We start from the raw sequence: 23,465 nt of genomic DNA on the forward strand, positions 1-23,465 counted from the left end.
CGAGGAATGGCGATGCATGGGAAGGTTGAGAAAACGGCGTTGGTAACGGGCGCGTCCAGCGGCTTCGGCTTGCTCATCGCGATCGAGCTGGCCAAGCGGGGCTACCGGGTGATTGCCGCGATGCGGGATCCCGAGAAGCAGGCGGCGCTCATGCAGGCGGCCGAACGAGCCGGTGCCGTCGGAAGCATTGCGGTCGCCAGGCTCGACGTGACCGATGCGGAAACGATTGATGGCGCTGTGGCGGACATGCTGCGGAGATACGGACGGATCGACGTGCTGGTAAACAACGCAGGCATGGCGGTCGGCGGCTTCGTCGAGGAGGTGCCGATGGCGGCGTGGCGGGCGCAGATGGAGACGAACTTCCTCGGCCTGGTGGCAATGACGCGCGCCGTCCTGCCGGCGATGCGGGCGCAGGGCCACGGCACGATCATTCAGATGAGCAGCGTAAGCGGCTTGTGGGGGATCCCGGGGTTCGGCGCTTATGCCGCGTCCAAGTTCGCGGTCGAAGGCTTCAGCGAGAGCCTGCGCCACGAGGTCGCGCCATTTGGCATCCGCGTCGCCCTCGTCGAGCCCGGCGCTTATCGCACGGCGATCTGGGCCAAGGGCTTCGCGGAGATGCATGGGCAGCCGGAATCGCCCTATGCCGGCCCGCTGAAGGCCGTGCTCGGCATCGCCCGGCGCACGGCCGAGACGGCGCCCGATCCGCGCGAGGTCGCCGAGCTCGTAGGACGCCTGGTCGACAAGCGCCGCATTTCGCGGCTGCGCTATCCGATCGGCCGCGGCGCGCGCCTGCTGCCGCTCGCCGGCAGGCTGCTGCCGTGGCGGATAATCGAGGCGGCGACAAGGCGGGTTATGCGCAAGGGGCGCTAGTCTATTTCACGGGACGAAATGGACCGTTATTTTATTCCATCGCAGGCGGCTCTACGCCAATATAGGTCGGCAAGCGCCAGGTCAATTGGCCTTCCGGAGCCGCTGTAGGCACGAATGCCGCGTAAAACTCGGAATCGCCCGTTCCGGTTCCCGTGAACGCAAGCTGAAAGAAATGATGCGGATGATAGAATCTCTCCATCCACTTCGTGAAGATACCCATCCTAGCGGCCGTTTCGGGATACTGAATCTGCGTAAAGCCTTCGGGAAAGCTGCTTTCCGGAAATTCATAACGGTAGCCTTGCTTCTGCAATAAACAGTCCGACCCGGGCTCTTGTACGTTAAATGTAAACGGATGGGGTTCGCAGCTTCGATTGTCCCGTGTCTTATAATCGCTCGAGACGCGAATCAGCATCCCCTGCCCCGGCTCGATCAACCGCTCCTCGAACGCCGGTCCCCACAGCAGCACGTCAAGCCCGCTGAAGGCCTGCCCTTGATTGGTCAATCCGCATTGGACCGTAGACGGAACGCCTGCGTCGCCCGACGCATAGGAAGCCCAACTCGTAAAGGCAAGCAGAGGCGCGTCGCTCGGCTCGAAATAATCGGAAAAGCGGAAGGCACTTCGAAAATGAAGGCCGAATTGTTGACCGTCTGCGGATAGGCCTGACGGGGACGCAGGCTCTTGCCCGTAGCCCCTCAGCGCCGCTTCGCGCGGAATGGCCAGCAGGTCGGCTGCCAGCGCCAGCGCATCGTCCGCAAAGACCGTCTTTTGCTCCCAGACTCCTTTCAGGTCATCGGTCCTTGCGCCCGGCTCACAAACCGCCGTCCACTTTGAAGGTACTCCGTTCCTTTTCCGTGGCCGGCTTCCGGCCAACATCTCATTGAACAGATCCAAGTCGTTTACGATCGTGTCCGCCAGCTTTCCGTTAAGGTACAGCCGCATCACGAGCAAGTCGCTGTCATGCAGAACGGCGCCGACCGCAGGGACTCCCAATCGAGCGGAGATTGCCTTGCCCAAAGCGTCCAGTTCGCCGATGTCCTGCTCGTCGAGCCTTTGATCATAAATAGAAATCCAGCTATCGGAGGAGACCTGCAGAAGAACGGAACGGTCCGCGGACGCCGGATCGTCCGTTTCTTCATAATCGGCTTCGAGGATTTTCTCTCGAACGACGCCCGCCAGCCCCTCTAACAATCGGTCGACGCCACCCGCCCCCGCCAATACCTGAATACTCGCTAGAAACGTCCCCATTTTTCGCCTCCGCTTCAAAAGTTTTTAAGCGTGCGCCAACATTTTTCCTTATACTGGATTATATAAAAGACACGTAACGGATGCACGAACAATTCCGCGCTGCAGCCGCTGGCGCAAGTAGGGAGATCATCGATGAGAGCGAGACTTTTCTGTATCCTTGTCCTATTGTTGGCCGCCGGCTCAAGCACAGCCAGCCAAGCGTATGCCGCCAAGCCCCAGCCCTTCCTTAGCCCCATCGAGCAGGGCTGGGCATTCTGGAACGGCAGCGTGCCCAAGGACCTGTCGGGACACTGGTCCGAACGGCTGTTCCAATGGGGCCTTCGCTATCGGTTCATCACCGGCTACCCGGACGGCTCCTATCGGCCCGACCGGCCGATGGCCGAAGCCGAGTTTCTGTTGATGCTGTATCGTTCATACGGAGCGACCCCTCTTCCATCCGTTATCAGCGGAGAGAAATGGAGCGACAGCCCTTACCGCCTGGCCGAAATGTGGAATCAGCCCGCGCGCGGCCTGGAAGACGAGACCGCCAGAACGGCGCCGATGAAGCGCGTGACCGCGGCGGAAATTCTGACAGCGGCGCTCGGCCTGCATTACGACGGCGAGAATGCGATCCGTTATCTGCTCGGCAATCGGCTGGCCAGCGGGAAAACGGCGCCGACGGTCCAGGGCTTCCGCGGCGAAGACACCGTGACGCGCGCGGAAGCGCTGCAGTGGATTCGGAACTTGAAGCTGAGCGGCGCAGCGCGGATCTCTGTCAGGCCGCAAGCTGAATCCGACCCCGGGCTGATACCGCCGCTGCCTGCTGCGGGAGAAGGCCTGCGCGATTTTCTGATGATACCGGGAACGCTTCAGGACCTGTCTCTGCTGGACAAGACCGGCCGCGCGTTCCCGCCGGGGACCGCCAAGTCTGCGATCGACGCGGCGCTTGGCGAGCCGGATGACAAGGACATAATGGGCAGGCATATGTACGGCCAGTTAGGTATCTTTTACGATTCGTCCTACAGGATGAGCGGTTGGTCGGTATTTCTGGATACGTTGGACGAGGACGCCCCCTATCTGACCGACAAAGGCATCATCGCCGGCGGCAGCACGCTTCGCGATGTTCTGCTCGCGTACGGCACCGCAGGTTACGGGAATGGAGGCAACGCCGGTTATTTTTACGAGCTCATCGACGGCACGCTGGTTCCGCGAATGGGAATATCGGATATCAAAAATCCGGATCGAGCTTATGTTGTTTCCTTCGGCACGACGGATAACGGCATCGTTCGCTCCATCTATGTTACGACATACAAAGTGGCATTCCCGCCGGTATAACCGGTAGACCTCAGAATATTAGGGATGCCTCTCCTTTTGTCCGAAAACAGCTCGACTAATCGACCCGTGCGCCTCACCTCGTAGCTCTATCGTCGTTTTAACAACCAAAATACATCTAATTCTACTCGCCTCGCCAGAAACGCCAGCCCTCCGACTACGTGCGCTTTCCTGCTCACAAATCGCGGGTTCGTGCCCTTATACCTCCTAATCTGCACAAAAAAGCCGGCTTCCGCCGCGGAACCTCCGCTGCGAATGCCGGCTTTTTCCTACATCTGATATTATCCCTCTACGGTCGCAGTCTCCGCCTTCACCGTCTCGGACGCGAGCACGGGATGAGGCTTCTTGAGCTTGGCGACGAACAGGCTGAGCGGCAGCGCCGCGAGCGCGACGAATGTCGCGATCAGGTACACGTCGTTGACGCTCATCGTGAACGCCATCATCTCGATATGTTCGCGGTTCTGGTCGCCCGCCATCGCCAGGTCGGTGCCGTGGTCGATGGAGCGCGAGGCGAGAAGGGTCGTGAAAATCGCGATCGCGAAGGAGCCGAAGACGTTCCGCGTCCAGTTCGAGATGGAGGAAGCGTGGCCCGAATTTTCCCGGGAGATCTCGTCCATGGCCGCGTTGCTCGACGGCATAACGACGAAGGCAATACCCAGGTTCCGCACGATCATCCACCAGATGACGTAAGTATGCGAGACATCGATGCTGAGCCAGCTAAGCGCGAGCGTGCCGACAGTCAACAGAACGATGCCGATGGACATCAGGACGCGCGGGCCGACGACGTTGTACAGCTTCCCGACGATCGGCATCATGAGCGCCATCGCGAGCGAAGCCGGGAGCAGGATCAGGCCCGTGTCCATCGCGGACACGTGCTGGATGCGCTGCAGGAAAACCGGCGTCAACAGCGTGCCGGAGTACAGGCTGATCGTGATGATGTTCGCGATGATCGTGTTCAGCGTAAAGCGGCCGTTTTTGAATACGCGCAGGTTGAGCAGCGGCGACTCCGCCGTCAACTCGCGCAGGATGAACAGCGCCAGCACGACCAATCCGAGCAGGAGCAAGCCGAGAACCTTCCACGATCCCCAGCCCCAGCTGTGGCCCTGGCCGAGCGCCAGCAGCAGCGACGTGCTGCTGACCACGACGGTGATGAAGCCGAGGCCGTCGAACGACTTGGGCACGCTAAGCCGGTAATATGGAATGTACAGGTATACGAGCAAAATAGCGATCAGGCCGATCGGCAGATTCATGATGAACAGCCATTGCCAATCGAAGTTCTGCAGCAGCCAGCCGCTGATCGTCGGCCCGAACGCCGGCGCCAGCATCGCGGACAAGCCCCAGAAGGCGATGGCCATCGGTTGTTTGCCGCGCGGGATAATTTGATAGATAATGGACATGGTAGCCGGGATGATCAGGCCGCTGAAGGAGCCTTGGAGCACCCGGAACAGAATCAGCGAAGCCTCGCTCCATGCGGCCGCGCACAGCGCGGAGGCTGCGGTAAAGCCGATGAGGGAGAACAGGTATAGCCTTTTGTAGCTGAACCGCTCGCCAAGGTAGCCGACGATCGGGGCGGTCGTGCCCATCGCGAGCATGAAGCCCGTGAGCGTCCATTGGACCGAGCTCAGCGTAGTGTGAAAGTGGTCCTTGAGCGGCTCAAGCGCGAGATTGATCGTCGCCGAAGCCAGGACGCACAAGAAGGAACCGATAAAAATGGACAACATAACCGGCCAAAAACGAACCTCCGGCGTCTTCTTTTCCGTATTCATAATAGCTCTCTCCATCTCCCAGCTTTATATGTCTATATTTACATATAGGAAAACGCCATAATATTACTACTCTTCCTCGTCTGTGTCAAAGCAATTTTGCTGATAAAGGAGCAACGATTTGAACACCCTCTCCTACGGTCTGCTGAGCTTGCTCGCGCAATCTTCTTTTTCCGGCTACGATCTGATGCTGCGGATCCAGCCGTTCTGGCCTGCCAAGCACAGTCAGATCTATCCGCTGCTCGCCAAGCTCGAGCAGGACGACTACATTCGCTTCGAGCTGGTCTCGCAGCGCGACAAACCCGACAAAAAAGTGTATTCCCTGACCGGCAAAGGCCAGGAAGCGCTCAAGGACTGGTTCGATCAGCCCACGGCCGAGCCCGCGCTTCGCGACGAGATGATGCTGAAGGTGTTCTGCATGTCGTACGCCAAGCGCGAGTCCGCCCGCAAAATGCTCGCCGACCGGCTGACCTTCCACGAGGAGCAGCGGCTGAAGTACGAGAGCAAGCTGGTTGAGCTGAAGGGACGGGCCGACTGGCCGGAAGCCGGCTTGCCCGAGCCTTCGCATCCGCTGTTCGGCGCCTACCTGCTCACGCGCAAGGCGATCATGTCGAACGAAACCAACACGGAGTGGTGCAGGTGGGTGCTGAGCCTGCTGCCGGAGAGCGATTGAGGGCGCGTTGACGCCCTCGCGCGCGCCTTACTCGAGCGCCGCCTCATTCGGCCCATCGCCTGCTCTACGAGAGGCGTTCGCCACCGCATCGGCCCCGATCCGGCCCATCGCCTGCTCTACGAGAGGCGTTCGCCATCGTATCGGCCCGATCCGGCCCATCGCCTGCTCTACGAGAGGCGTTCGCCATCGCATCCGCCCGATCCGGCCCATCGCCTGCTCCACGAGAGGCGTTCGCCATCGCACCGGCCCGATTCGGCCCATCGCCTGCTCTACGAGAGGCGTTCGCCATCGCACCGGCCCGATCCGGCCCATCGCCTGCTCCACGAGAGGCGTTCGCCATCGCACCGGTCCGATCCGGCCCATCGCCTGCTCTACGAGAGGCGTTCGCCATCGCACCGGCCCGATCCGGCCCATCGCCTGCTCTACGAGAGGCGTTCGCCATCGCACCGGCCCGATCCGGCCCATCGCCTGCTCTATGAGAGGCGTTGCCCCTCGCACCCGCCTCTTGCGCTCCATCCAGCCCCCCTCCGATTCTCGCTGCGCCCTACAGATCCACCTCGACCATCGATTGCGCCAGCGTCGGATTGTCGGTGATAATGCCGTCGACCTGGAACTTCAGCACTTCCTTCAGCGCCCGCCTGTCGTTGACCGTCCACACCCAAACCTCGCGGCCGCCCGCATGCGCCTGGTTTACGAGCTGCTTGGTCAGCATGATCTGCTCGACCGTGTAGAAGTCGACGTCCAGCGCGGACAGATTGCCCAGCGCGAAGTACAGGATTCGCCCGATCTTGATGTCGGGATCGATGGCCCGGATATGCCGCAGCGCGTCTCCGTCGAACGACTGGACGTAAGCATCCTGCTCCATCCCTGTCTCCCGGATCAGCCTGACGACCTCCTCCGCAAGCGGCTCGCCTGCGCCGTACGGCTTGAGGTCGACGATCAGCTTGATGCGCCCTTGCGCCTCGGACAGCACCTCGCCCAGCGTCGGGATTCGAACCGTTTCCCCGTTCTCGTCCTCCCCGAGGTCAAGCCTGCCGAGCTGTGCGTAGGTGAGGTCGGCTATGCGCGCGTTTTTACCGGTCATCCGGAGCAGATTCGCATCATGGAACAGCACCGCGACCCCATCCTTGGTCAACTGAACATCCAGCTCCGCCGCCGTCATCCCCTTATCGATCGCCGAGAGGATCGCTTGCAGCGAGTTCTCCGGGCTACCGGTCGTGTCGCCCCGGTGCGCCGCGATCAGCACGCTCCACTTGGCATAGACGAGACTGCCGTTCGCCCGCAAACCGATGAACACCGACAAGCTCACATAGACGACCGCCACGGACACGAACAACAGCCTTCTTTTTTGCAGCCCCTTCAAATAACGCCCGACGCGGCCTTCCAGCCGCCCGAGCCTGCTGCGATATATAGCCAAGTGATCCTGCGGCTTCACGCCATGGGAACGGCCGAAGTTGTAAAATAGCCGCGTCAGCAGGATGATGTTGACCGGCAGGAGCAGCAAGGCGAACATGTACGTCAGAATGGTTGACAATGTCAGCGAATAATGACGGGAAAAGATCGTCAGCACGTTAATGTTCAGCCAGGAAGGCAGATAGGACAGCGATGAGATTGCAGTCGAGCCCGCCGCGAAGACGATTGCGTTGAACAGGAACAGCGACAGGAAGAGCTGCGTTCGCCTGCCCCGCGTCAGCGCCTGACTGCTGCGAATCGCCTGGGTCGTCGTCTTGCCCTCCAGCACGATGAAGTGCAGCGCGAATATCCATCGCAGCAGCGCGTACAGCGCGGCGACGATCAGAAGCGCGTACACGAACGTCATCGTGAACGACGCATCCAGCACCTCGCGGTCCACGAAGACAGGAACGTTGAACAACGCGTAAAACGAAGCCGACAGCGGCGAGTCGATGAACGGGATCAGCACGAGCAGCATGAACAGCAGTTGAAAAATACCGAAGCCGAGCAGCCGCGGCGTTTGTCGGATCGTCGTTTTCACTGCGTCCGCAATCGCGATATTTTTGCCGAAATAATGCTGCTGCACGAGTACGATCAGCACGATCAGTTCGATCAGCACGGCGAGGGACGCGACCAAGCCGATCAGCGCGAGGCCCAGCACGCCGTTGTAGCTGAGCCCAAGCCGGTAGACATCCCCGTTGAGCAGGGAGCCGGAGCCGACGACCGTCAGAATCCGGTTGAACATGTACGTAATGACGGGTACGACGATGAAGCTCGTGGCCAGCATATACAAATATTCAAAAAGCAGGAGCTTCGGATACGTGGCGCGAAAATCGCGGAAGGCTCTGCCAAGCAGTCGGAACATATCGATTCATCCCAGTTCTAAAGTGAAGTATGAAGGCCTGTGAAGCCCGGGTCTTCTAATCATACCATCCTCGTAAAGTGCCCCCCGGGTTCAATTTTCCCGCCCTTGGAACGCCGGACTAGGCATACGCATACCTTATCCTATGTTCAAACAGACGGAGGTATCGCCATGAGCTTGCCTTACACCGCCGGCGGCGCAACAACGCCGCTCTATCAATGCGCTTCCCATGTCCATGAAGCGCTGAAATCCGTGAAGGACCATATGCACGGGCTGTGCGCCCAGCACGCCGGCAAGCTGGCCAGAGTCGAGACGCTTGAAGGCGACGTGTTCGAGGGACACCTCATGCACTGCGACAGAGGCATCCTGTACATGAGCATACCCGACACCCGTGCCTTCTTCCCCGGGCCGCAGGTTCCGTTCGGGAATCCCGGCTTCGTGCTGCCGCTCGTGCTCTTCAACCTGCTGACCATCTCGCTGCTCTAGTCGCAGCAGCCAGCCTCATTAATGACGAGGAGTGAGAAATAATGGCCTTTATGCCACCTATCGGACCGCAAGGCACGCAGCAGGCGCCTACCGCGCCGCCGCCGCAGTCTCCGCCGCCGAGACCGCTCACCGCATCCGCCCTGGCCGTCGACCCCGGCGCCATCCGCGGCTGCCTGTTCCGCAACACGTACATCTGGCCAACGAACGGCCAAGGTTTCTGGTTCTATCCGACGTTCGTCGGCAGAACCTCGGTATCCGGCTTCCGGTGGAACGGCTTCTTCTGGATGTATTCCGGGATCAGCCTGGACCGGATCGAGTCGTTTACGTGCTTCTGAGTAGGATTCGCAAAAAAGAAGCGGGCGCCGGATCGACCGGCGCCCGTTTTGACGTTTATGGCTGAATCTCGTCCGCCGTCCACGTGAACGCCCAGGGGCCGCGCAGAACTGCGGTCGGTCTCCTGAACGTCACGATGACCGACTTGGCGTCGGGCTCGACCTCGAACTCCATGTACGCGACCGCTCCGGTGCGTTCATCCAGCTTGGCCATCGAGCTCCTGTCGACATCAAGGTTATACAGCATGCGGTCCGGCTGCCCCTCTGCGTGAAGGTCCGTATAGATCCGCAGACTGCCCGGCTTCATGCGTTCGGTCTTCGTAATCGTGACTGGGTATCCCGCGATCTCGAACGTCTTGTTTAGCCCATTGGTCGTAACGGCCGGTAGCTTCACGGTCACCTCGTCAGGATAAGCGACGCTGATCTCCGGAATACTCATCGTATACGCAGCCCCTAGCCGGTCGCTTAGCGGAAAATAAAATTCGCTCTGCGGAGCGCCCGTGCCTCGCACGAACGATAGCTCGAGCGGTGTCCCCGTTTCATCCTTCACGGTCAGAGGATTGTTCGAGCCATATCGCGCCGCTGTGATAATCCCATAGCTGTCGATCCGAAAAGATGTCTGAGGCGGCGATACCAGCGCAATCCTCGCCCTGTCGCCGACGCGGTCTGCAATCGCAGTCACGGAGAGTCCGTTTACCGACGCAGTCTTGCCCAGCTCCGGGTAGCTAGCGGCGGCATCCGCCTGGTCGAGACGCGCCTCTACTTCCCTCACGGGTTGCAGCGGCAGCCGCAGTTTGATCGCGCCTTTGAGATCAAGCTTGCCTTCGCTCCAGAAGGAAGCAGTCCACTCTCCCGCTGCCCATGTGCTCATACTGCGCGGTATTTTGAACACGTCACCCTGCTCATTCACCAGTTCCAAACTCTCTACGCGCGGCGCCTGCTCTCCCGCCATCGTTATATATGTCATCTCTTTGTCGGACAAGATGCCGGTGATCGTGATTTTGCCTTGGCCAACGTTCAGCACAATCGGCTTCTTCAGCACGTACCGCTCGGACGGCGTCTCCTCCTCCGACACGATCCCCGTGCCCGGCGAAAATTGAAACGTCTTGCGCAGCGCAGCCCATACCCGGTCATGGTTCGCGATGCCCGCCGACAGGACGAGCAGCGCCAGCAGGGCGGCGGCGGTCGCCAGCGCGCGCTTGCGCCGACGCCCTTCCGGACGCTGCCGTTCCCGTGCCGCCGCCGCGATCCCCGCACGGCTCCGCTCGCGAAGCTCGTCCGGGAGGGGGATCGTCTCCATCAACCTTTTCATATCATCGGTAGGCATCCTGCCCCTCCTCTCCCGCTCGCTGCTTCAGCCTCGCCAGCGCGCGGTACAGCATCGTCTTCGTTGTTCCAAGCGGCAGCTCCAGCACCTCGGACACTTCGCGGATCGTCAGGTCGTAATAATATCGGAGCAAAACCACTTGCTTCTCATTCAAGTCCAGCGCCTCAAGCAGCGCTTGAAGCGAGAGCGCCAGCGGAATATCGGTCTCGTCTTCCACGATCAGCTTCGCCTCGTATGACGGATCCCACGCCGAGACGTTTTTCCGCCGCCGATAGATGTCCGTGGCGCAGCGAATCGCGATTTTCATCAGCCAGGTTTTGAAAAATGGCGGCTCCTTTAATCGGCCGATCGCCTTATAAGAGCGGTAGGCCGTCTCCTGCACGGCGTCCAGCGCATCCTCGGGGTTGCCCAGATACACGAATGCCGCGCGGTACAGATCGCCTTCGTACTGTCCGAACAGCTCCGCATACGCCTCGCTGTCGCCTTTTTGCGCTCGTTTGAGTAGCTCCAGAATCTCCATCACCCGCTTTGCCATTGCTACAGCTTCTATACATTAGACGCGCGGCCGGCGGATTTGGCTTTGAGTGCGGCCATGTCTCCCGTCCTCGCCAACAATTAGCTGTTAAAAGCATCTATCCGGATACGAATCCCTGCCTGCAAAGAAATAATGGCTCAAAAGCATCTAATCCGCCCGCATCGGCCGATTTTCATTCTTTTGCCGTAAATTAAATGCCTTCTAGCAACTATTCAATGCAGAATATCGGGCCGCGAGTAATTAACTGCCTTTTAACACTTATCGCACCTCTACGCCACGCCTGACAACGCAAAAAGCCGGACGCTCCCGCGCCCGACTCTTCATGTATTCCGTCCGTTCCGCATCGCTCGCTGCCCCGGCCCGATTCAGTCAGACGAAGTCCCGCCCTACTCCAGCTTCGCCGCCGACACCTCGCGGCGCGCCTCGCCGCCCTCGCCCGTGCCCGTGCCTTTGCCCTTGCCGCCCGACAGCAGCCAGCCGCCTACGGCAATCAGGATAAGCACGACGTAGAACGTCAGCTTCCAGGCCGCGGACTCCGCGAAGTCGTGCGGGATGACGTGCAGCGACGGATGCGCCAGTGTGTGCACCGCGAGCTTGACGCCGACCCAGCCGACGATGACGAAAGCGGCGATCTCGAGGGACGGCCGGCTCTCGAGCAGCTTCACGAACAGGTTGGCCGCGAAGCGCATGATCAAGAGGCCGAGGAAGCCGCCGAGGAAAATGACGGCGAAGTGTCCGCCGTCCATGCCGCCGATGCGCGGCAGGGTCGTCTCCGGCAGCGCCACTGCGAGCGCTACGGCCGCGAGGATTGAGTCGATCGCGAAGGCAATGTCGGCGACCTCCACTTTGACGACGGTCATCCAGAATCCCGACTTGGGCTTCGCGCCCGTGTGCGGCTCCGCGTCCCGCTCGCCCTTTTTCACGATTGCTTTTCTGAAAATATGATTGAGTGCGATAAACAGCAAATACAGCGCCCCGATCGCCTGCACCTGCCAGACGTCCACCAGAAACGAAATCGCGAACAGCGAGGCGAAGCGGAACACGAACGCCCCCGCCAGACCGTAAAACAAAGCTTTCTTCCGTTCCTTCTCCGGCAGATGCTTGACCATGATCGCCAGCACGAGCGCGTTGTCGGCGGCGAGCAGCCCCTCGAGCGCGATCAGCACGAGCAGCACCCAGCCGTACTCCATCAGCAATGCGAAGTCCATGATTGTGCCTCCTTCTAACTGAAGTTGTATCGGATCGCCGGCCTGCAGCCCGTTCTTCCCTCGAACAAAACAAAACGAGACCTCTGCCTTGTTCAAGGGCAAAGGTCTCGCTAACAATGCCATAGTCGGCAATGCCAATAAAGCCGGAGAGCAAGCTCTCGTATTGACGACTTTACTGTAACAGCTACTCCCCTTTGGAGTCGGTATGCGGTAAAAGATTGCGGCGAAGCGCGATCCTGAGTTTGTACGGCTTGGCAGGCTGGAGGTTTCAAAAAAATTAGCGCCGCTACAGCAGATGCATCTTCGCCTCCGCCTCCTGCCACGGCACCGTATATCCGCTCCCTTTGGCGCAAAAGATCGAAGAGGACGTGTACAGCGGATCCGCGTCCTTCCTGTAGCCTTTTCGATCGATGACCTCCTGCGCATTATGGCAGTCGCCGTAGCCGCCGAAGACGCAGCGGATGCTGCCCCGGCCGTGCGTGAAGGCGGCCAGCTCCGTCGCATAGTTCATAAAAGTGGCCACGGGCGCCCGACCGGTCACGATCGCATGCGTATCCGTCGTGTGCGGCGGCTCGAATTGTCCGCTGGCGCGCTGAATGTCGGACAACACCCGGCCCATCTCGTCGATGCCCACTTTAATTTTGAAATCGTAAAAGGGCTCGAGCAGCGCATTCTCCGCCTTCTCCAACCCCTGCCGCAGCGCCCGGAAGGCCGCCTCGCGAAAGTCGCCGCCGTGCGTATGCTCGTTGTGCGCGGCGCCCCGCAGCAGCGTAATCTTGAGGTCCGTGACCGGCATGCCCGTCAAAAGCCCGTGATGCTCCCGCTCGTAGAGATGTGCCCTCACGAGATTCTGGTTGCCCGTGCTGAATTCGTTGGGATGGCAGACGCTCGCGAACGCGATCCCGCTGCCCCGCTCTCCCGGCTCGAGCAGCAGGTGCACTTCGGCGTAGTGCCGCAGCGGCTCGAAATGCCCGTACCCTTTGACGGCCGCACGGATCGTTTCTTTGTACAAAATCTCCGGCGGCCCGAAGGATACGTCCATCCCGAACCGCTCCTTCGCCACCTGCTCCAGCACTTCAAGCTGGATCAGACCCATGACGTGCAGGCGAATCTCCTGCAGGCTCTCCTCCCAGACGACATTCAGAGACGGATCTTCGGCATTCAGCATCTGAAAAGCGCGCAGCACGTCCTTGACGTTCAGCGATGCGGGGTAGATCACCTTGGACTGCAGCGTAGGCACCATCTCATACGCCTGCTTGTCCGAATATACGCCGAGCCCGAGGCCGGTCTCGGCCGCTGACAGTCCGGTGACTGCGATCAGGTCGCCGGCAGCCGCACGGTCCACCGCCTGCGATCGACTTCCGTTAAATGTCGTCAGCCGCGTGACTTTTTCCGTGCAGCGGATGTCGCCGCACGCGTACGAGAGCTCGTCCCGCACCTGTAGCGTGCCGCTCAGGACCTTGACGAAGGTCAGGCGCACGTCGTTCGCGTCGTGCCGAATCTTGTAGACTCGCCCGCCGAACGGCGCCGCCTCGTCATAATCGGCCGTCGTCAGCAGATGCAGCTGCGCCAGAAATTCCGCCACGCCGGTGTCCTGCAGCGCAGAACCGCTCGCGCACGGGAAGAGTCGACCTTCGCGAATCAGCGTCCGCAGCGCCTCCAGCCAATAAGTCGGATCACCCCGTCCCTCCAGGAATGCTTCCAGAAGCGCTTCGTCCCGCTCAGCGAGACGCTCCCGCAGCGGTTCGCCGACGGTGCCTTCCGCCGCAAGGCTTCCCCCGATCGACACCGCGTCCGGCGTGAGATGCATGCGAATCTCCGCCAGAACGCCTTCCGCGTCGGCGCCGACCCGGTCCGTTTTATTGATAAAAAAGAACGTCGGCACGCGATGCTTGCGCAGCAGCTGCCAGACGGTCTCGGTGTGCCCCTGCACGCCCTCCGCCGCGCTCACGATGACGATGGCGTAGTCCATGACCAGCACGGCCCGCTCCATCTCCGGCGAGAAGTCGACGTGCCCCGGCGTATCGATCAGATAGTAGGTGTCGCCTTTATAAGCCAGGACCGCCTGGTCCGCAAACACCGTAATCCCCCGCGCCCGCTCGATCTCGTGGCTGTCCAGGTAAGCGTCCTTGTGATCGACCCGCCCCCGCGCCCGGATGCTGTTCGTATGATAAAGCAGCTGTTCCGCAAAGGTCGTTTTGCCCGCATCCACGTGCGCGAACAGTCCGATCGTCTTCCGCATGATGATGTGACCCCTCTTCCGTCGCTCATTCCAGCAAATTCGTTACCCCCATTAAAACATAATTGTCCTGAATGAGAATAGCGGAGGTGGCTTCATCAGGCAGGCAGCAGGGGATGACGCAGGTGCAGCGCGGGGTGCGGGCATGCAGGTGCAGCGCGGGGTGCGGGCATGCAGGTGCAGCGCGGGGTGCGGGCATGCAGGTACAGGTGCAGCGCGGGGTGCGGGCATGTGGCGGCAAATAAAATAGTTGTCAAAAGGCAGTTAATTTCCTTGCATCGCGACTCTGCAAACCGATAAGTGTCAAAAGACATCTATTTCCCGATAAACGCCGCCCCAGTCCCGATATACCGCCAGATAACTGCCTTTTGACAACTATTTCTTCTCGGCTGCCTCGTAAGCGAAAAATAACTGCCTTTTAACCACTATCATGCCCGTAGCGCGGCCCATCCAGCCCATTCGAGCTTCGCCCAAGCCCCTCAGGCCGGCAGCCCCGGCCCGCCCAGCCGCTTTTTCAGCCGGGTCGCAGCGTGGTACGCCATGAGATAGATGCCCGACAGCAGGAACAGCCCCCGGCTGTTCAGCAGCGCAAAGCCCCGCAGCGGCAGCCAGGTCCCCGGATCCCGCGCGATTCTCCGCATGCTGTCATAGAAATAGGCGCGGCGGCTGGCCTGCCTCAGATCGTTACGCAGCCTGCCCAGGCCCGAGCGGTTATCGAGATTGTGCAGGCTGTTGTCCAACACGCGGTCGAACAGCAGCCCGGCCGTCATCTTATCGGTTTTTTCCCGGTCCTCGTAGGCTTCGTAATAGAGCCTGAACTTCTCGACGAGGGCCAGCTCCTTCTGCAAATAATCGGGCTTGAAGCTGTGCATCAGGGAGCCCTCGCGTTGATAGTAGTTGTACAAAGCCGCGGGAACAGCCGTCACGATACGGGTATGCAGCAGGTAGAACAAATTAAACAGCACGTCCTCGCTGAACACTTCCCCGTGCGCGTCGAACCGGATGTCATGATCGACGATGATGCTCCGCTTGTACAGCTTGTTCCAGAGAACGACCGAGAACTTCTTGTCCAGCCAATAGCGGTCGATGCCGCACTCGGCGATGCTGACGGTCCTGTCGGTCAGGCCGAGCGCCTTCGGGACGGCCTTCCGGTCGTAGACGAGGCTGTAATCGCATGCGCAAATATCTGCATCCGTCTCAAGCGCACGCCGGTACAGCGTCTCGAACATCGCCGGCTCCGCCCAGTCGTCCGCGTCGACGAAGCCGACATAAATGCCGGTGGCCGCATCGAGCCCCGTGTTCCTCGCGCCGCCTTGTCCCTGGTTGGCTTGACGGATCACCCGGATCCGCGTGTCCGCCTCGGCATAACGCGCAAGAATGTCGGCCGAACGGTCCGTCGAGCCATCGTCGACCACAATGATCTCGATGTCGCTTAACGTCTGTCCGATCAGGGAATCCAGGCACCTCGGCAGATACCCGGCAACATTGTACACGGGCACGATAATACTGACTGCTGGCTTCATGGGCATCCTCCATAAAATAGAAATGTGTAAAAAGGCCCGGATCGGCGTTCTTTTATGTATGTAAGCGCGGAGGGGAACTCCGGGATTTCTCGCGTGGATGAGCTGGATTTCGAAGAAAGAGCTTTTATTATTTAAACCTTGAAAAGAAAAGTTAAACGATACGATTAATTCGCGAGACCTATACGCGTGCGCCCATCCGAACTTGAGGTTGATTCTGCCCGCGTACATGATTTACAATACGGGTACATCAACGGATTGGAGTTGAAGAATGAATGTGATTTTTCTTGCCTACGCGAAGGAAGACGGCGATCGTTCGCCTGTATTCTTTGCCATGCAAGAAAGTTACGTTCTTCTTCGCTCGATCGGCGGGCCCTGATCCAACCTTGGATCGGCGGATTTTTCCTGTACCCATCGGAGCTGCGAGAAGTAACTTTCTTGCGGCTCTTTCTATTTTCCAAGGGAGGAATCCGCCATATGTCATTAATTCAAGTGAAAAACCTGACGTTCGCTTACGACGGCAGCTACGACAATATCTTCGAGGACGTGAGCTTCCAGCTCGATACCGATTGGAAACTAGGCTTCACCGGCCGCAACGGACGGGGCAAGACCACGTTCCTCAACCTGCTGCTCGGCAAATACGAATACCGCGGGCACATCTCGGCTTCCGTCAGCTTCGAATACTTTCCTTTTCCCGTCGCGAACCCCGAGGATCTGACGCTGTTTGTCATGGAGGGCATCGTGCCGGAAGCCGCGGAATGGCAGATCAAGCGGGAGCTCTCGCTCCTCAAGGTGTCCGAGGACGCGCTGTACCGCCCCTTCGAATCGTTGTCCAACGGAGAACAGACCAAGGTGCTGCTGGCCGCTTTGTTTCTCAAGGAAAACAGCTTCCTGCTCATCGACGAGCCGACCAACCATCTCGACGTGCATGCCCGCAAGCTGGTCAGCGATTATCTGCGCTCCAAGCGCGGCTTCATCCTCGTGTCTCACGACCGTGCGTTCCTGGATAACTGCATCGACCACGTCCTGTCGATCAACAGGGCCGATATCGATATTCAGAAAGGCAACTTCTCGGATTGGCAGGAGAACAAGCGGCGGGAGGACGACTTCGAGCTGGCGGAAAACGACAAGCTCAAAAAGGACATCAAGCGCCTGTCCGAAGCGGCCAAACGCACGAGCGACTGGTCCGACGCCGTCGAGAAAACGAAAAACGGCACGCGCGTCGGCGGTCTGCGCCCCGATAAAGGTTACATCGGCCACAAGGCCGCCAAGATGATGAAGCGCTCCAAAGCCACGGAGCACAGGCAGCAAGCCGCAATCGATGAACGGGCGGGGCTGCTGAAGAATATCGAGAGCGCGGAAAGCCTGAAGCTCGCGCAGCTCCCCTATCATCAGGACCGGCTCGTCGAGCTGGCGGGCGTGTCGATTTTCTACGGCGAGAAGACCGTGTGCGGAAATGTCGCATTCGCCGTCGAACGGGGCGAGCGCATCGCGCTGTCGGGACCGAACGGCTCGGGCAAGTCGAGCATCCTCAAGCTGATCTGCGGGGAGGACCTGACCTATACAGGCACGCTGAGGAAGGGAAGCCAGCTCAAGATCTCTTACGTGTCGCAGGACACCTCGCATCTGCGCGGCAACTTGTCGGACTATGCCGCGGCGCACGGGATCGACGAGAGCTTGTTCAAAGCCATTCTGCGCAAGCTCGATTTCGCCCGGGTGCAGTTCGAGAAGGACATCTCGTCCTACAGCGGCGGCCAGAAGAAGAAGGTGCTGATCGCCAGAAGCCTGTGCGAGCCGGCGCATCTGTACGTCTGGGACGAACCGCTCAACTTCATCGACGTTCTGTCGCGCATGCAGATTGAGGACCTGCTGCTCGAGCACGCGCCCACGATTCTGTTCGTCGAGCACGACAGCGAGTTCTGCAGGCGGATCGCGACGAAGGTCGTCGAGCTGTAAGACCGGGAATTGTGCGAAATGCGGATTTTGTCGAAGGAATTCAGGCTCCGTGCATCGAAATTAAGGGGATTAGAATAGCTCGGCGAGGCTGAGCGACGGAGGGTCCCCATTGATCGTACGCACCAAGCTCGCGATCCCGCAGCTACGAAGCGCTCCCGTTCCAAGGCCCAGGCTGATGCGAAAATTGAACGAGGGACTGAACGCCAGGCTGACGCTCGTGTCCGGCCAGTCCGGCTACGGGAAGACGACGGCGCTGAGCCAATGGGCGCGCGAGGCGAATCTTCCCGTGGCCTGGCTGTCGCTGGATCGGCAGGACAACGATTGGATCGCGTTCTGGAGCGGCGTGACGGCAGCCATCGAGACCGTCGCGCCGGGCTTCGGCGCATCGGTCATGCCGCTGGTGAAGGAGGGGCCGTCGTCCGCCGCGGCATCGGTCTCGGCGTCGACACCCGCCTGGTCGTCGGAGCCCGCGATCAAGGCGCTGCTGAACGCGCTGCACGACCTGGCGGGCGAGCTCGCGATCGTGCTCGACGATTATCAATTCATCGAGCTCCCTGCCATCCACCGCTCCTGGGCGTACTTTGTCGAGCGCTTGCCGGATACGGTGTATCTCTACGTGGCGAGCCGCGTCGATCCGGCGATCCCGACGGCTAGACTGCTGGCCAGACAAGAGCTGCGCCGCGTGACGACGGACGATTTGAGATTCGATGCGGACGAGGGACGCGTCTTCTTCGAGCTTAAGGCAGGGCTGGCGCTCACGGGCGAGCAGACGTCCGCGCTCGTGCGCCAGACGGAAGGATGGATCAGCGGACTGCAGCTCGCAGCCATCTCGCTCGGACGCAGCCCGGACCCGGCCTCGTTCATCAGGCAGTTCAGCGGCCGGCAGCAGCACATCTCGGATTACTTGCTGGAGGAGGTGCTGCGGGATCTCGAGGAGCCGCTGCAGGCGTTTCTGCGCGAGACTTCGGTCCTGGCGCGTATGAATCCGCAGCTGTGCGAGGCCGTGACGGGCCGGACCGACTGCCGCGCGCTGCTCGCGAGACTGGAGCAGTTGAACCTGTTCCTGATTCCGCTGGACGAGGAGCGGCATTGGTACAGGTATCACCACCTGCTGTCCGACTTTCTACGGAACCAGTTCGCCGGCACGGATCCCGAAGGATGGGCAGCCGCGCATGCAAGAGCCGCGAGAGCGCTGGAGGGACAGGGCTTCGTCGAAGAAGCCGGCGAGCACTATCTGGAGGGACGGCAGTATGGAGACGCCGTGCGGCTGATCGAGCGCCATCTGCCCGACCTCATCCGCAGCAGGGGAGCGACGCTGAGCCGCTGGGTGCTGCGGCTGCCCGAAGGCTGTCTCGAAGGGAAGCCGATGGCGGAAATGTTCTATCTGCTCCTGCTCACCGGCAGCGGGCAGAAGGAGCTGGCCGCGTGCAAGATCGGCGAAGCGCGGGTGCGTTACGAGGCGCTGCAGGGCGCGATGGACGAGACGGCGTGGCGCTCGGTCATGGGCAACCTGTATTTCCTGAGCGGCGTTGCCTGTTATCTGCTCAAAGACCTGGACGGCGTAACCGCCTACTTCGAGCTTGCGGAGCGGCTCTTCCCCGAAGCGCGGCTGCTGCGCTCCGTCTCGTTCAACAACAACCACGTGCTCGATGAATTCGACGATCATATGGGCTACCTCAACGACTACCATGCCGCACTAGAATTCATGGACCGGTGGCTGGGCGTATGGGGAGACAATCTGGCGCATCCGTTCGTCCTGTCGCTGCAAACCTCATTCAGTAAGTTGTTGTACGAATGGAACCGGCTCGAGGAAGCGGAAGCTTGCGTGCGACGGTTACTCGGACGCAGCGATACGCCCCCTGTCGCCCGCACTCTGTTATATCTGTACGGGAGCGCGTCGCGAATTCTGCAGGCCCGCGGCCGGCCGGCCGAAGCCTCGGACCTGCTGGTTCAGCTGCGGGCGCACGTCGACTCGCCGGACTACGATCTGTACATGCGCAGAATCGGGGCCGAGGAGGCCTGCCTGCGCTTGCGGCAGGGCCGGCCGGATCAGGCAGCGCAGTGGCTGGCGCAGTGCGGCATGTCGCACGCGGACGAGGTGTCGCTCGGCAGCGTCGCGGAGCAGTTGGCCCTGGCCAAGGTGCTGGCGGCCTGCGGGCGCGAAGCGGAAGCGCTGGATCTGGCGGAGCGGCTGTACGCGCTGCTGTGCAGGGAGGATCGCCTGCGGGACCGCGTGCAGGCGCTGCTCGCGCAGTGCGCGGCGCTGCGCGGTCTCGGGCGGACGGACGAGGCATTGGTCCGGCTGGATACGGCCTTGCGCCTGGCGGAGCCGCAGGGCTTCGTCCGCAGCTTCGTCGACGAAGGCGAAGGCATGGCGGAGCTGCTCGCCGCGTATGCCGGGACGGAGGCGCGCGGGAATGCGGGCGCCTTTGCTTACGCGAGAAGGCTGCTGCAGGCGGTGGCGGACGAAATGGCCGGCAGGATGGCGGTGCGCGCGGCGGCGGATGGCGACGGGGCCGACAGGCCGACGGTGCGCGAGACGGCGGATGGCGACGGGGCCGGTAGCCCGGCGGTGCGCGAGACGGCGGATGGCGACGGGGCCGGCAGGCAGACGGTGCGCGAGGCGGCGGATGGCGATGGGGCCGGTAGCCCGGGGGAAAGCCGAGGTGCTGCGGTACGCGCCCAAGCGGCTGTCCGCGGAGCGGCCAAAACCGGCGGCGCTGCGGAACGCACCCAGACGACGGGAGACGACGGGACATACGACGGAATGCTCTCGGTCAATTGCTTTGGCAGGTTCAAGGTAAGCGACCCGGACGGCCGGGAAGTCCGGTGGCGCACTTCCAAAGCGGAGGAGCTGCTGGCCTACCTGGTGCACCACCGTGGAGAAGCGGTGGACCGCTATCGCATCATGGACGCGCTGTGGGACGACGACTCTACCAAGACTTCCGCCAATCTGCATACGACGGTGCACCTGCTTCGCAAGACGCTCGGCAGCATCGGGATCAAAGACGTCGTTCAGCACAACCGCGGCTTTTACCGTGTGGACACGGACATCCTCGATTGCGACTATCTGACGTTCGAGGCATGGGTTTCCGCCGGCATGTCCCTGACAGAAGACAACATTGACCGTTGCGAAGCGATCGCCAAGCTATACGCGGGGCCTTATCTGTCGGACAACGGCTATCATTGGTCCGATCCGATCGGCAAAAGCCTTGAAAATGAATTTTTAGCGCTGCTGCTCCAGATTTACGATTATTACATGGGCGACGGTAATTATCCCGCTGCCATTGCGGTCATGAAAAGAGCGCTCAAGCACGCGGCATGGCGCGAAGACGTTCACGTGCGGCTGATCCAGGCGTATCTGGCGAACAAAGATCGGATCGCGGCGCTCAAGCAATACGATGCGTTGAAGCGGATGCTGCGCGTCGAGTATCGGCTGGAGCCGGGAGATGAGGCTAAGCGGCTATTGAACCTGCGCTAACCGTCCGACATATGACGTCAAAAATCCAACAAATCCACGGTTTCTAAATGCTGGGAATTGCAGCGATTTTCGATGAAATCCCTTGTGTGGTCGGGCATTTTGCAGCTCCGTATAGGCATTCGAATATCATATTTTGTTTAGTATTTTTTGCTACCATAGGCTCAGCTTAACTAGAACACAGAGGAGGCCTATCGGTTCACGATGAAAAAAAGAACGGTTAGCTTGTTTCTCGCTTTGTCCATGTCCCTCCCGAGTGCGGCCGCGTTCGCGAAAACGTCTGCCGACTTCGCCGACCTGAAGGATTTGGACGCAGCGACGAAAGCCAAGTTCGACGCGCTGATCTCGGCGGGCATCTTCGACGGCGTATCCGACACCACCTTCGGCTTAAGGGAGGAGATGAATCGCGCCCAATTCGCCAAGGTTGCCGCCCTGATCTACGGTCTGGAAGTGGACACGAGCTTGAAAACCTCCAGCTTCAAGGACGTCAAGGCCGACGATCCGGCGAACGGTTATGCGCTGCCGTACATTGAGGCGGTCAAAAAAGCCGGCATCACAGACGGCTACGGTTCAGGCGTATTTGACCCTGCGGGAGATGTCACGAAAGAGCAGCTCGCAGCGTTCCTGATCAAGGGGCTCGGACAAAAAGAAGAGGCGCAGAAAATCCCTGGCGTAAAAGACGCTACCGTGTCGGACTGGGCCAAGGGTTACGTCGCGCTGGCATTGGAAAAGAAACTCTTGTCCAACGGCGCGGACGGAAAGTTCGGTGGCCAGGCGAACGCGACCCGGGATTTGCTTCTCACCGGGGCTTATGAGGCGAAGGCGCAGTACGTTCCACCGGGATCGACGCCAACACCAACGCCTACACCGACTCCAACACCGACACCGACACCAACGCCGGTTTATCAGACACCTGCGCCGACGGCAACGCCGACGCCAACTGCAACACCGACGCCGACTCCGACCGCGACGCCTACGCCGACGCCGTCCCAATCGCCGTCACCGTCACCGTCACCGTCTCAGTCTCCATCGCCATCGCCTTCCCAATCGCCTACGCCGACGGCTGCCCCAGCCATCGCGAATGTCGCGGTTGCACAGGGAACCTTGGCATACTCGACTAGCATCACCTACACGGCCGGCCAGGGCAACGTGCTGCGGATTAAAAAGCAAGCCGACGCTTTCTCCACTCCGAAAGTCGGGGATGACGTGAGCGGGATTACCGAGGCTTATCAATCGGGCGCCAATATCGCGAATGTCGAAGCTGGCAATCATATCGGTCTTTACGAAGTCGATGGTGTGACCGGCACTGTGGTTCGATTCCGTGATATTACGATTGATGAGGAAAATATCGGGGAGGCGCCTTACGAACTGTATTATCCAGCCAACTTCTACGAGCTGGAACCTGGCTCTGCACCCAGCACCGTACAGCTTGCGGCACTGAAGAACTTGCCTCAAGATGCGACAAAGTGGCAGATTATCGCAGGCGAGAACGGTATTGACGTGCCTGCTGCCGGAGCCGTCTTTAATGGCACAGATTATACAGCCGGAGATGACATTCCTTTTAACGGCACCAGTATCGTCGTTGCCCTGGCTGCTACGGACGCCCAAGGTCATGTCATCGGATTTGCGCATCTCGCGTACTCCACGACGACCGATTCGCTTGCTTCGTTAGAATCGTTGTATGCGGGACTAGGACAAAACACCATTACGATTCAGTTCGGCGATGACTTGGATTCGACAACCATGAATAAGACGAACATCAGTGATTTGATCGAGTCGATTGTCATTAACCCGAACAGCCCCAATGCTGCCACGGTTGACTTGGGCGCCAGCAGTTTCGAGTGGATAACCGATCCTAATTCAGGCCCTTCGTTTCCACCGAACTTTCCGCCGATAACGGGATTCCCTTCGTCGGCGCCTTCGGCAAAAATTACGGTTCCCGCTATGAACCTGAACGTGGGAGACGTGGTTCGTGTTAATTTCCAGAATGGCGCAGTGAAGAATACCTCTGGAAAAGTTCAATTGAACTGCATGACAACTGTCCAATCGCCCCGTACTTAATATCGCGTTAAAACAAACCGTCAGGGACATCCTCCTGACGGTTTGTCGTTTCCGTAGCTCTCGCGTTGAAATAGCTGCTGAAAGGCAGTTATTTCAACGCCGAATCCCGGTCCCGCCTCGATTAGTTGCTAAAAGGCATTTATTCT

General features: G+C 60.1%; 17 protein-coding genes. 8 read left to right on the top strand and 9 right to left on the bottom strand.

Going from position 1 to position 23,465, the window contains the following annotated elements:
• Window positions 1-6 precede the first annotated feature (6 nt).
• Complete coding sequence (locus tag KB449_RS29900) at window positions 7-870, top strand: SDR family oxidoreductase (protein ID WP_282911847.1); 864 nt, start codon at window positions 7-9, stop codon at window positions 868-870.
• Between the two features lie 31 nt (window positions 871-901).
• Here KB449_RS29900 and KB449_RS29905 read toward each other — a convergent pair whose 3' ends face one another.
• Window positions 902-2,116 (bottom strand): hypothetical protein, encoded by a 1,215-nt coding sequence (locus KB449_RS29905; protein ID WP_282911848.1) that lies wholly within the window; start codon window positions 2,114-2,116, stop codon window positions 902-904.
• 132 nt (window positions 2,117-2,248) lie between these two features.
• On the opposite strand from KB449_RS29905, the gene KB449_RS29910 reads away from it, so the two are divergent.
• The gene (locus KB449_RS29910; RefSeq protein WP_282911849.1) at window positions 2,249-3,430 is read left to right on the top strand and encodes an S-layer homology domain-containing protein; all 1,182 of its coding nucleotides are present in this window, start codon (window positions 2,249-2,251) and stop codon (window positions 3,428-3,430) included.
• Between the two features lie 278 nt (window positions 3,431-3,708).
• Here the strand turns inward: KB449_RS29910 and KB449_RS29915 are convergent, their stop codons facing one another.
• The gene (locus KB449_RS29915) at window positions 3,709-5,193 is read right to left on the bottom strand and encodes a DHA2 family efflux MFS transporter permease subunit (RefSeq protein WP_282911850.1); all 1,485 of its coding nucleotides are present in this window, start codon (window positions 5,191-5,193) and stop codon (window positions 3,709-3,711) included.
• A gap of 118 nt (window positions 5,194-5,311) precedes the next feature.
• Between KB449_RS29915 and KB449_RS29920 the strand changes: the two genes are divergently transcribed.
• The gene (locus KB449_RS29920; RefSeq protein ID WP_282911851.1) at window positions 5,312-5,863 is read left to right on the top strand and encodes a PadR family transcriptional regulator; all 552 of its coding nucleotides are present in this window, start codon (window positions 5,312-5,314) and stop codon (window positions 5,861-5,863) included.
• A gap of 27 nt (window positions 5,864-5,890) precedes the next feature.
• Here KB449_RS29920 and KB449_RS29925 read toward each other — a convergent pair whose 3' ends face one another.
• Together KB449_RS29925 and KB449_RS29930 are read right to left on the bottom strand one after the other, a co-directional pair.
• On the bottom strand, window positions 5,891-6,379 hold the full coding sequence (locus KB449_RS29925; protein ID WP_282911852.1) for a hypothetical protein: 489 nt from the start codon (window positions 6,377-6,379) through the stop codon (window positions 5,891-5,893).
• A 28-nt stretch (window positions 6,380-6,407) separates the two neighbouring features.
• Window positions 6,408-8,180, bottom strand: a complete 1,773-nt coding sequence (locus KB449_RS29930; protein WP_282911853.1) for a glycerophosphodiester phosphodiesterase — start codon at window positions 8,178-8,180, stop codon at window positions 6,408-6,410.
• Between the two features lie 168 nt (window positions 8,181-8,348).
• On the opposite strand from KB449_RS29930, the gene KB449_RS29935 reads away from it, so the two are divergent.
• Both KB449_RS29935 and KB449_RS29940 read left to right on the top strand, forming a co-directional pair.
• On the top strand, window positions 8,349-8,663 hold the full coding sequence (locus tag KB449_RS29935; protein WP_282911854.1) for a hypothetical protein: 315 nt from the start codon (window positions 8,349-8,351) through the stop codon (window positions 8,661-8,663).
• 41 nt (window positions 8,664-8,704) lie between these two features.
• The gene (locus tag KB449_RS29940; RefSeq protein ID WP_282911855.1) at window positions 8,705-8,998 is read left to right on the top strand and encodes a transporter; all 294 of its coding nucleotides are present in this window, start codon (window positions 8,705-8,707) and stop codon (window positions 8,996-8,998) included.
• Window positions 8,999-9,053: 55 nt separating this feature from the next.
• On the opposite strand, the gene KB449_RS29945 is transcribed toward KB449_RS29940, so the two are convergent.
• From KB449_RS29945 to KB449_RS29965, 5 genes are all read right to left on the bottom strand, one after another.
• A complete protein-coding gene (locus KB449_RS29945; protein ID WP_282911856.1) occupies window positions 9,054-10,322 on the bottom strand; it encodes a hypothetical protein in 1,269 nt (422 codons plus the stop codon).
• Complete coding sequence (locus KB449_RS29950) at window positions 10,309-10,857, bottom strand: sigma-70 family RNA polymerase sigma factor (protein WP_282911857.1); 549 nt, start codon at window positions 10,855-10,857, stop codon at window positions 10,309-10,311. Before KB449_RS29950 ends, KB449_RS29945 begins: the two co-directional genes overlap by 14 nt.
• A gap of 386 nt (window positions 10,858-11,243) precedes the next feature.
• On the bottom strand, window positions 11,244-12,065 hold the full coding sequence (locus KB449_RS29955; protein WP_282911858.1) for a TerC family protein: 822 nt from the start codon (window positions 12,063-12,065) through the stop codon (window positions 11,244-11,246).
• A 286-nt stretch (window positions 12,066-12,351) separates the two neighbouring features.
• Window positions 12,352-14,310 (bottom strand): GTP-binding protein, encoded by a 1,959-nt coding sequence (locus KB449_RS29960; RefSeq protein ID WP_282912941.1) that lies wholly within the window; start codon window positions 14,308-14,310, stop codon window positions 12,352-12,354.
• A gap of 473 nt (window positions 14,311-14,783) precedes the next feature.
• Entirely contained in the window at window positions 14,784-15,827 is a 1,044-nt protein-coding gene (locus KB449_RS29965) for a glycosyltransferase (protein ID WP_282911859.1), read from the bottom strand.
• 474 nt (window positions 15,828-16,301) lie between these two features.
• Here KB449_RS29965 and KB449_RS29970 point away from each other — a divergent pair, with 474 nt between their 5' ends.
• The 3 genes from KB449_RS29970 (at window position 16,302) to KB449_RS29980 (ending at window position 23,319) form a co-directional block, all read left to right on the top strand.
• On the top strand, window positions 16,302-17,780 hold the full coding sequence (locus tag KB449_RS29970) for an Lsa family ABC-F type ribosomal protection protein (protein ID WP_282911860.1): 1,479 nt from the start codon (window positions 16,302-16,304) through the stop codon (window positions 17,778-17,780).
• Window positions 17,781-17,889: 109 nt separating this feature from the next.
• Window positions 17,890-21,261 carry an AfsR/SARP family transcriptional regulator gene (locus KB449_RS29975; protein ID WP_282911861.1) on the top strand — a complete coding sequence of 1,124 codons (3,372 nt, stop codon included), beginning with the start codon at window positions 17,890-17,892 and terminating at the stop codon, window positions 21,259-21,261.
• A 201-nt stretch (window positions 21,262-21,462) separates the two neighbouring features.
• A complete protein-coding gene (locus KB449_RS29980; protein ID WP_282911862.1) occupies window positions 21,463-23,319 on the top strand; it encodes an S-layer homology domain-containing protein in 1,857 nt (618 codons plus the stop codon).
• Window positions 23,320-23,465 lie beyond the last annotated feature (146 nt).

The sequence above is a fragment of the Cohnella hashimotonis genome, from assembly GCF_030014955.1.
Taxonomy (GTDB): Bacteria; Bacillota; Bacilli; order Paenibacillales; family Paenibacillaceae; genus Cohnella; species Cohnella hashimotonis.

Coding starts and splice junctions, on each gene's coding strand:
- KB449_RS29950 (WP_282911857.1), bottom strand. CDS start 10,857: ATGGCAAAGCGGGTGATGGAGATTCTGGAGCTACTCAAACGAGCGCAA.
- KB449_RS29930 (WP_282911853.1), bottom strand. CDS start 8,180: ATGTTCCGACTGCTTGGCAGAGCCTTCCGCGATTTTCGCGCCACGTAT.
- KB449_RS29955 (WP_282911858.1), bottom strand. CDS start 12,065: ATGGACTTCGCATTGCTGATGGAGTACGGCTGGGTGCTGCTCGTGCTG.
- KB449_RS29900 (WP_282911847.1), top strand. CDS start 7: ATGGCGATGCATGGGAAGGTTGAGAAAACGGCGTTGGTAACGGGCGCG.
- KB449_RS29940 (WP_282911855.1), top strand. CDS start 8,705: ATGGCCTTTATGCCACCTATCGGACCGCAAGGCACGCAGCAGGCGCCT.
- KB449_RS29910 (WP_282911849.1), top strand. CDS start 2,249: ATGAGAGCGAGACTTTTCTGTATCCTTGTCCTATTGTTGGCCGCCGGC.
- KB449_RS29970 (WP_282911860.1), top strand. CDS start 16,302: ATGTCATTAATTCAAGTGAAAAACCTGACGTTCGCTTACGACGGCAGC.
- KB449_RS29905 (WP_282911848.1), bottom strand. CDS start 2,116: ATGGGGACGTTTCTAGCGAGTATTCAGGTATTGGCGGGGGCGGGTGGC.
- KB449_RS29945 (WP_282911856.1), bottom strand. CDS start 10,322: ATGCCTACCGATGATATGAAAAGGTTGATGGAGACGATCCCCCTCCCG.
- KB449_RS29980 (WP_282911862.1), top strand. CDS start 21,463: ATGAAAAAAAGAACGGTTAGCTTGTTTCTCGCTTTGTCCATGTCCCTC.
- KB449_RS29925 (WP_282911852.1), bottom strand. CDS start 6,379: ATGGAGCGCAAGAGGCGGGTGCGAGGGGCAACGCCTCTCATAGAGCAG.
- KB449_RS29915 (WP_282911850.1), bottom strand. CDS start 5,193: ATGAATACGGAAAAGAAGACGCCGGAGGTTCGTTTTTGGCCGGTTATG.
- KB449_RS29935 (WP_282911854.1), top strand. CDS start 8,349: ATGAGCTTGCCTTACACCGCCGGCGGCGCAACAACGCCGCTCTATCAA.
- KB449_RS29965 (WP_282911859.1), bottom strand. CDS start 15,827: ATGAAGCCAGCAGTCAGTATTATCGTGCCCGTGTACAATGTTGCCGGG.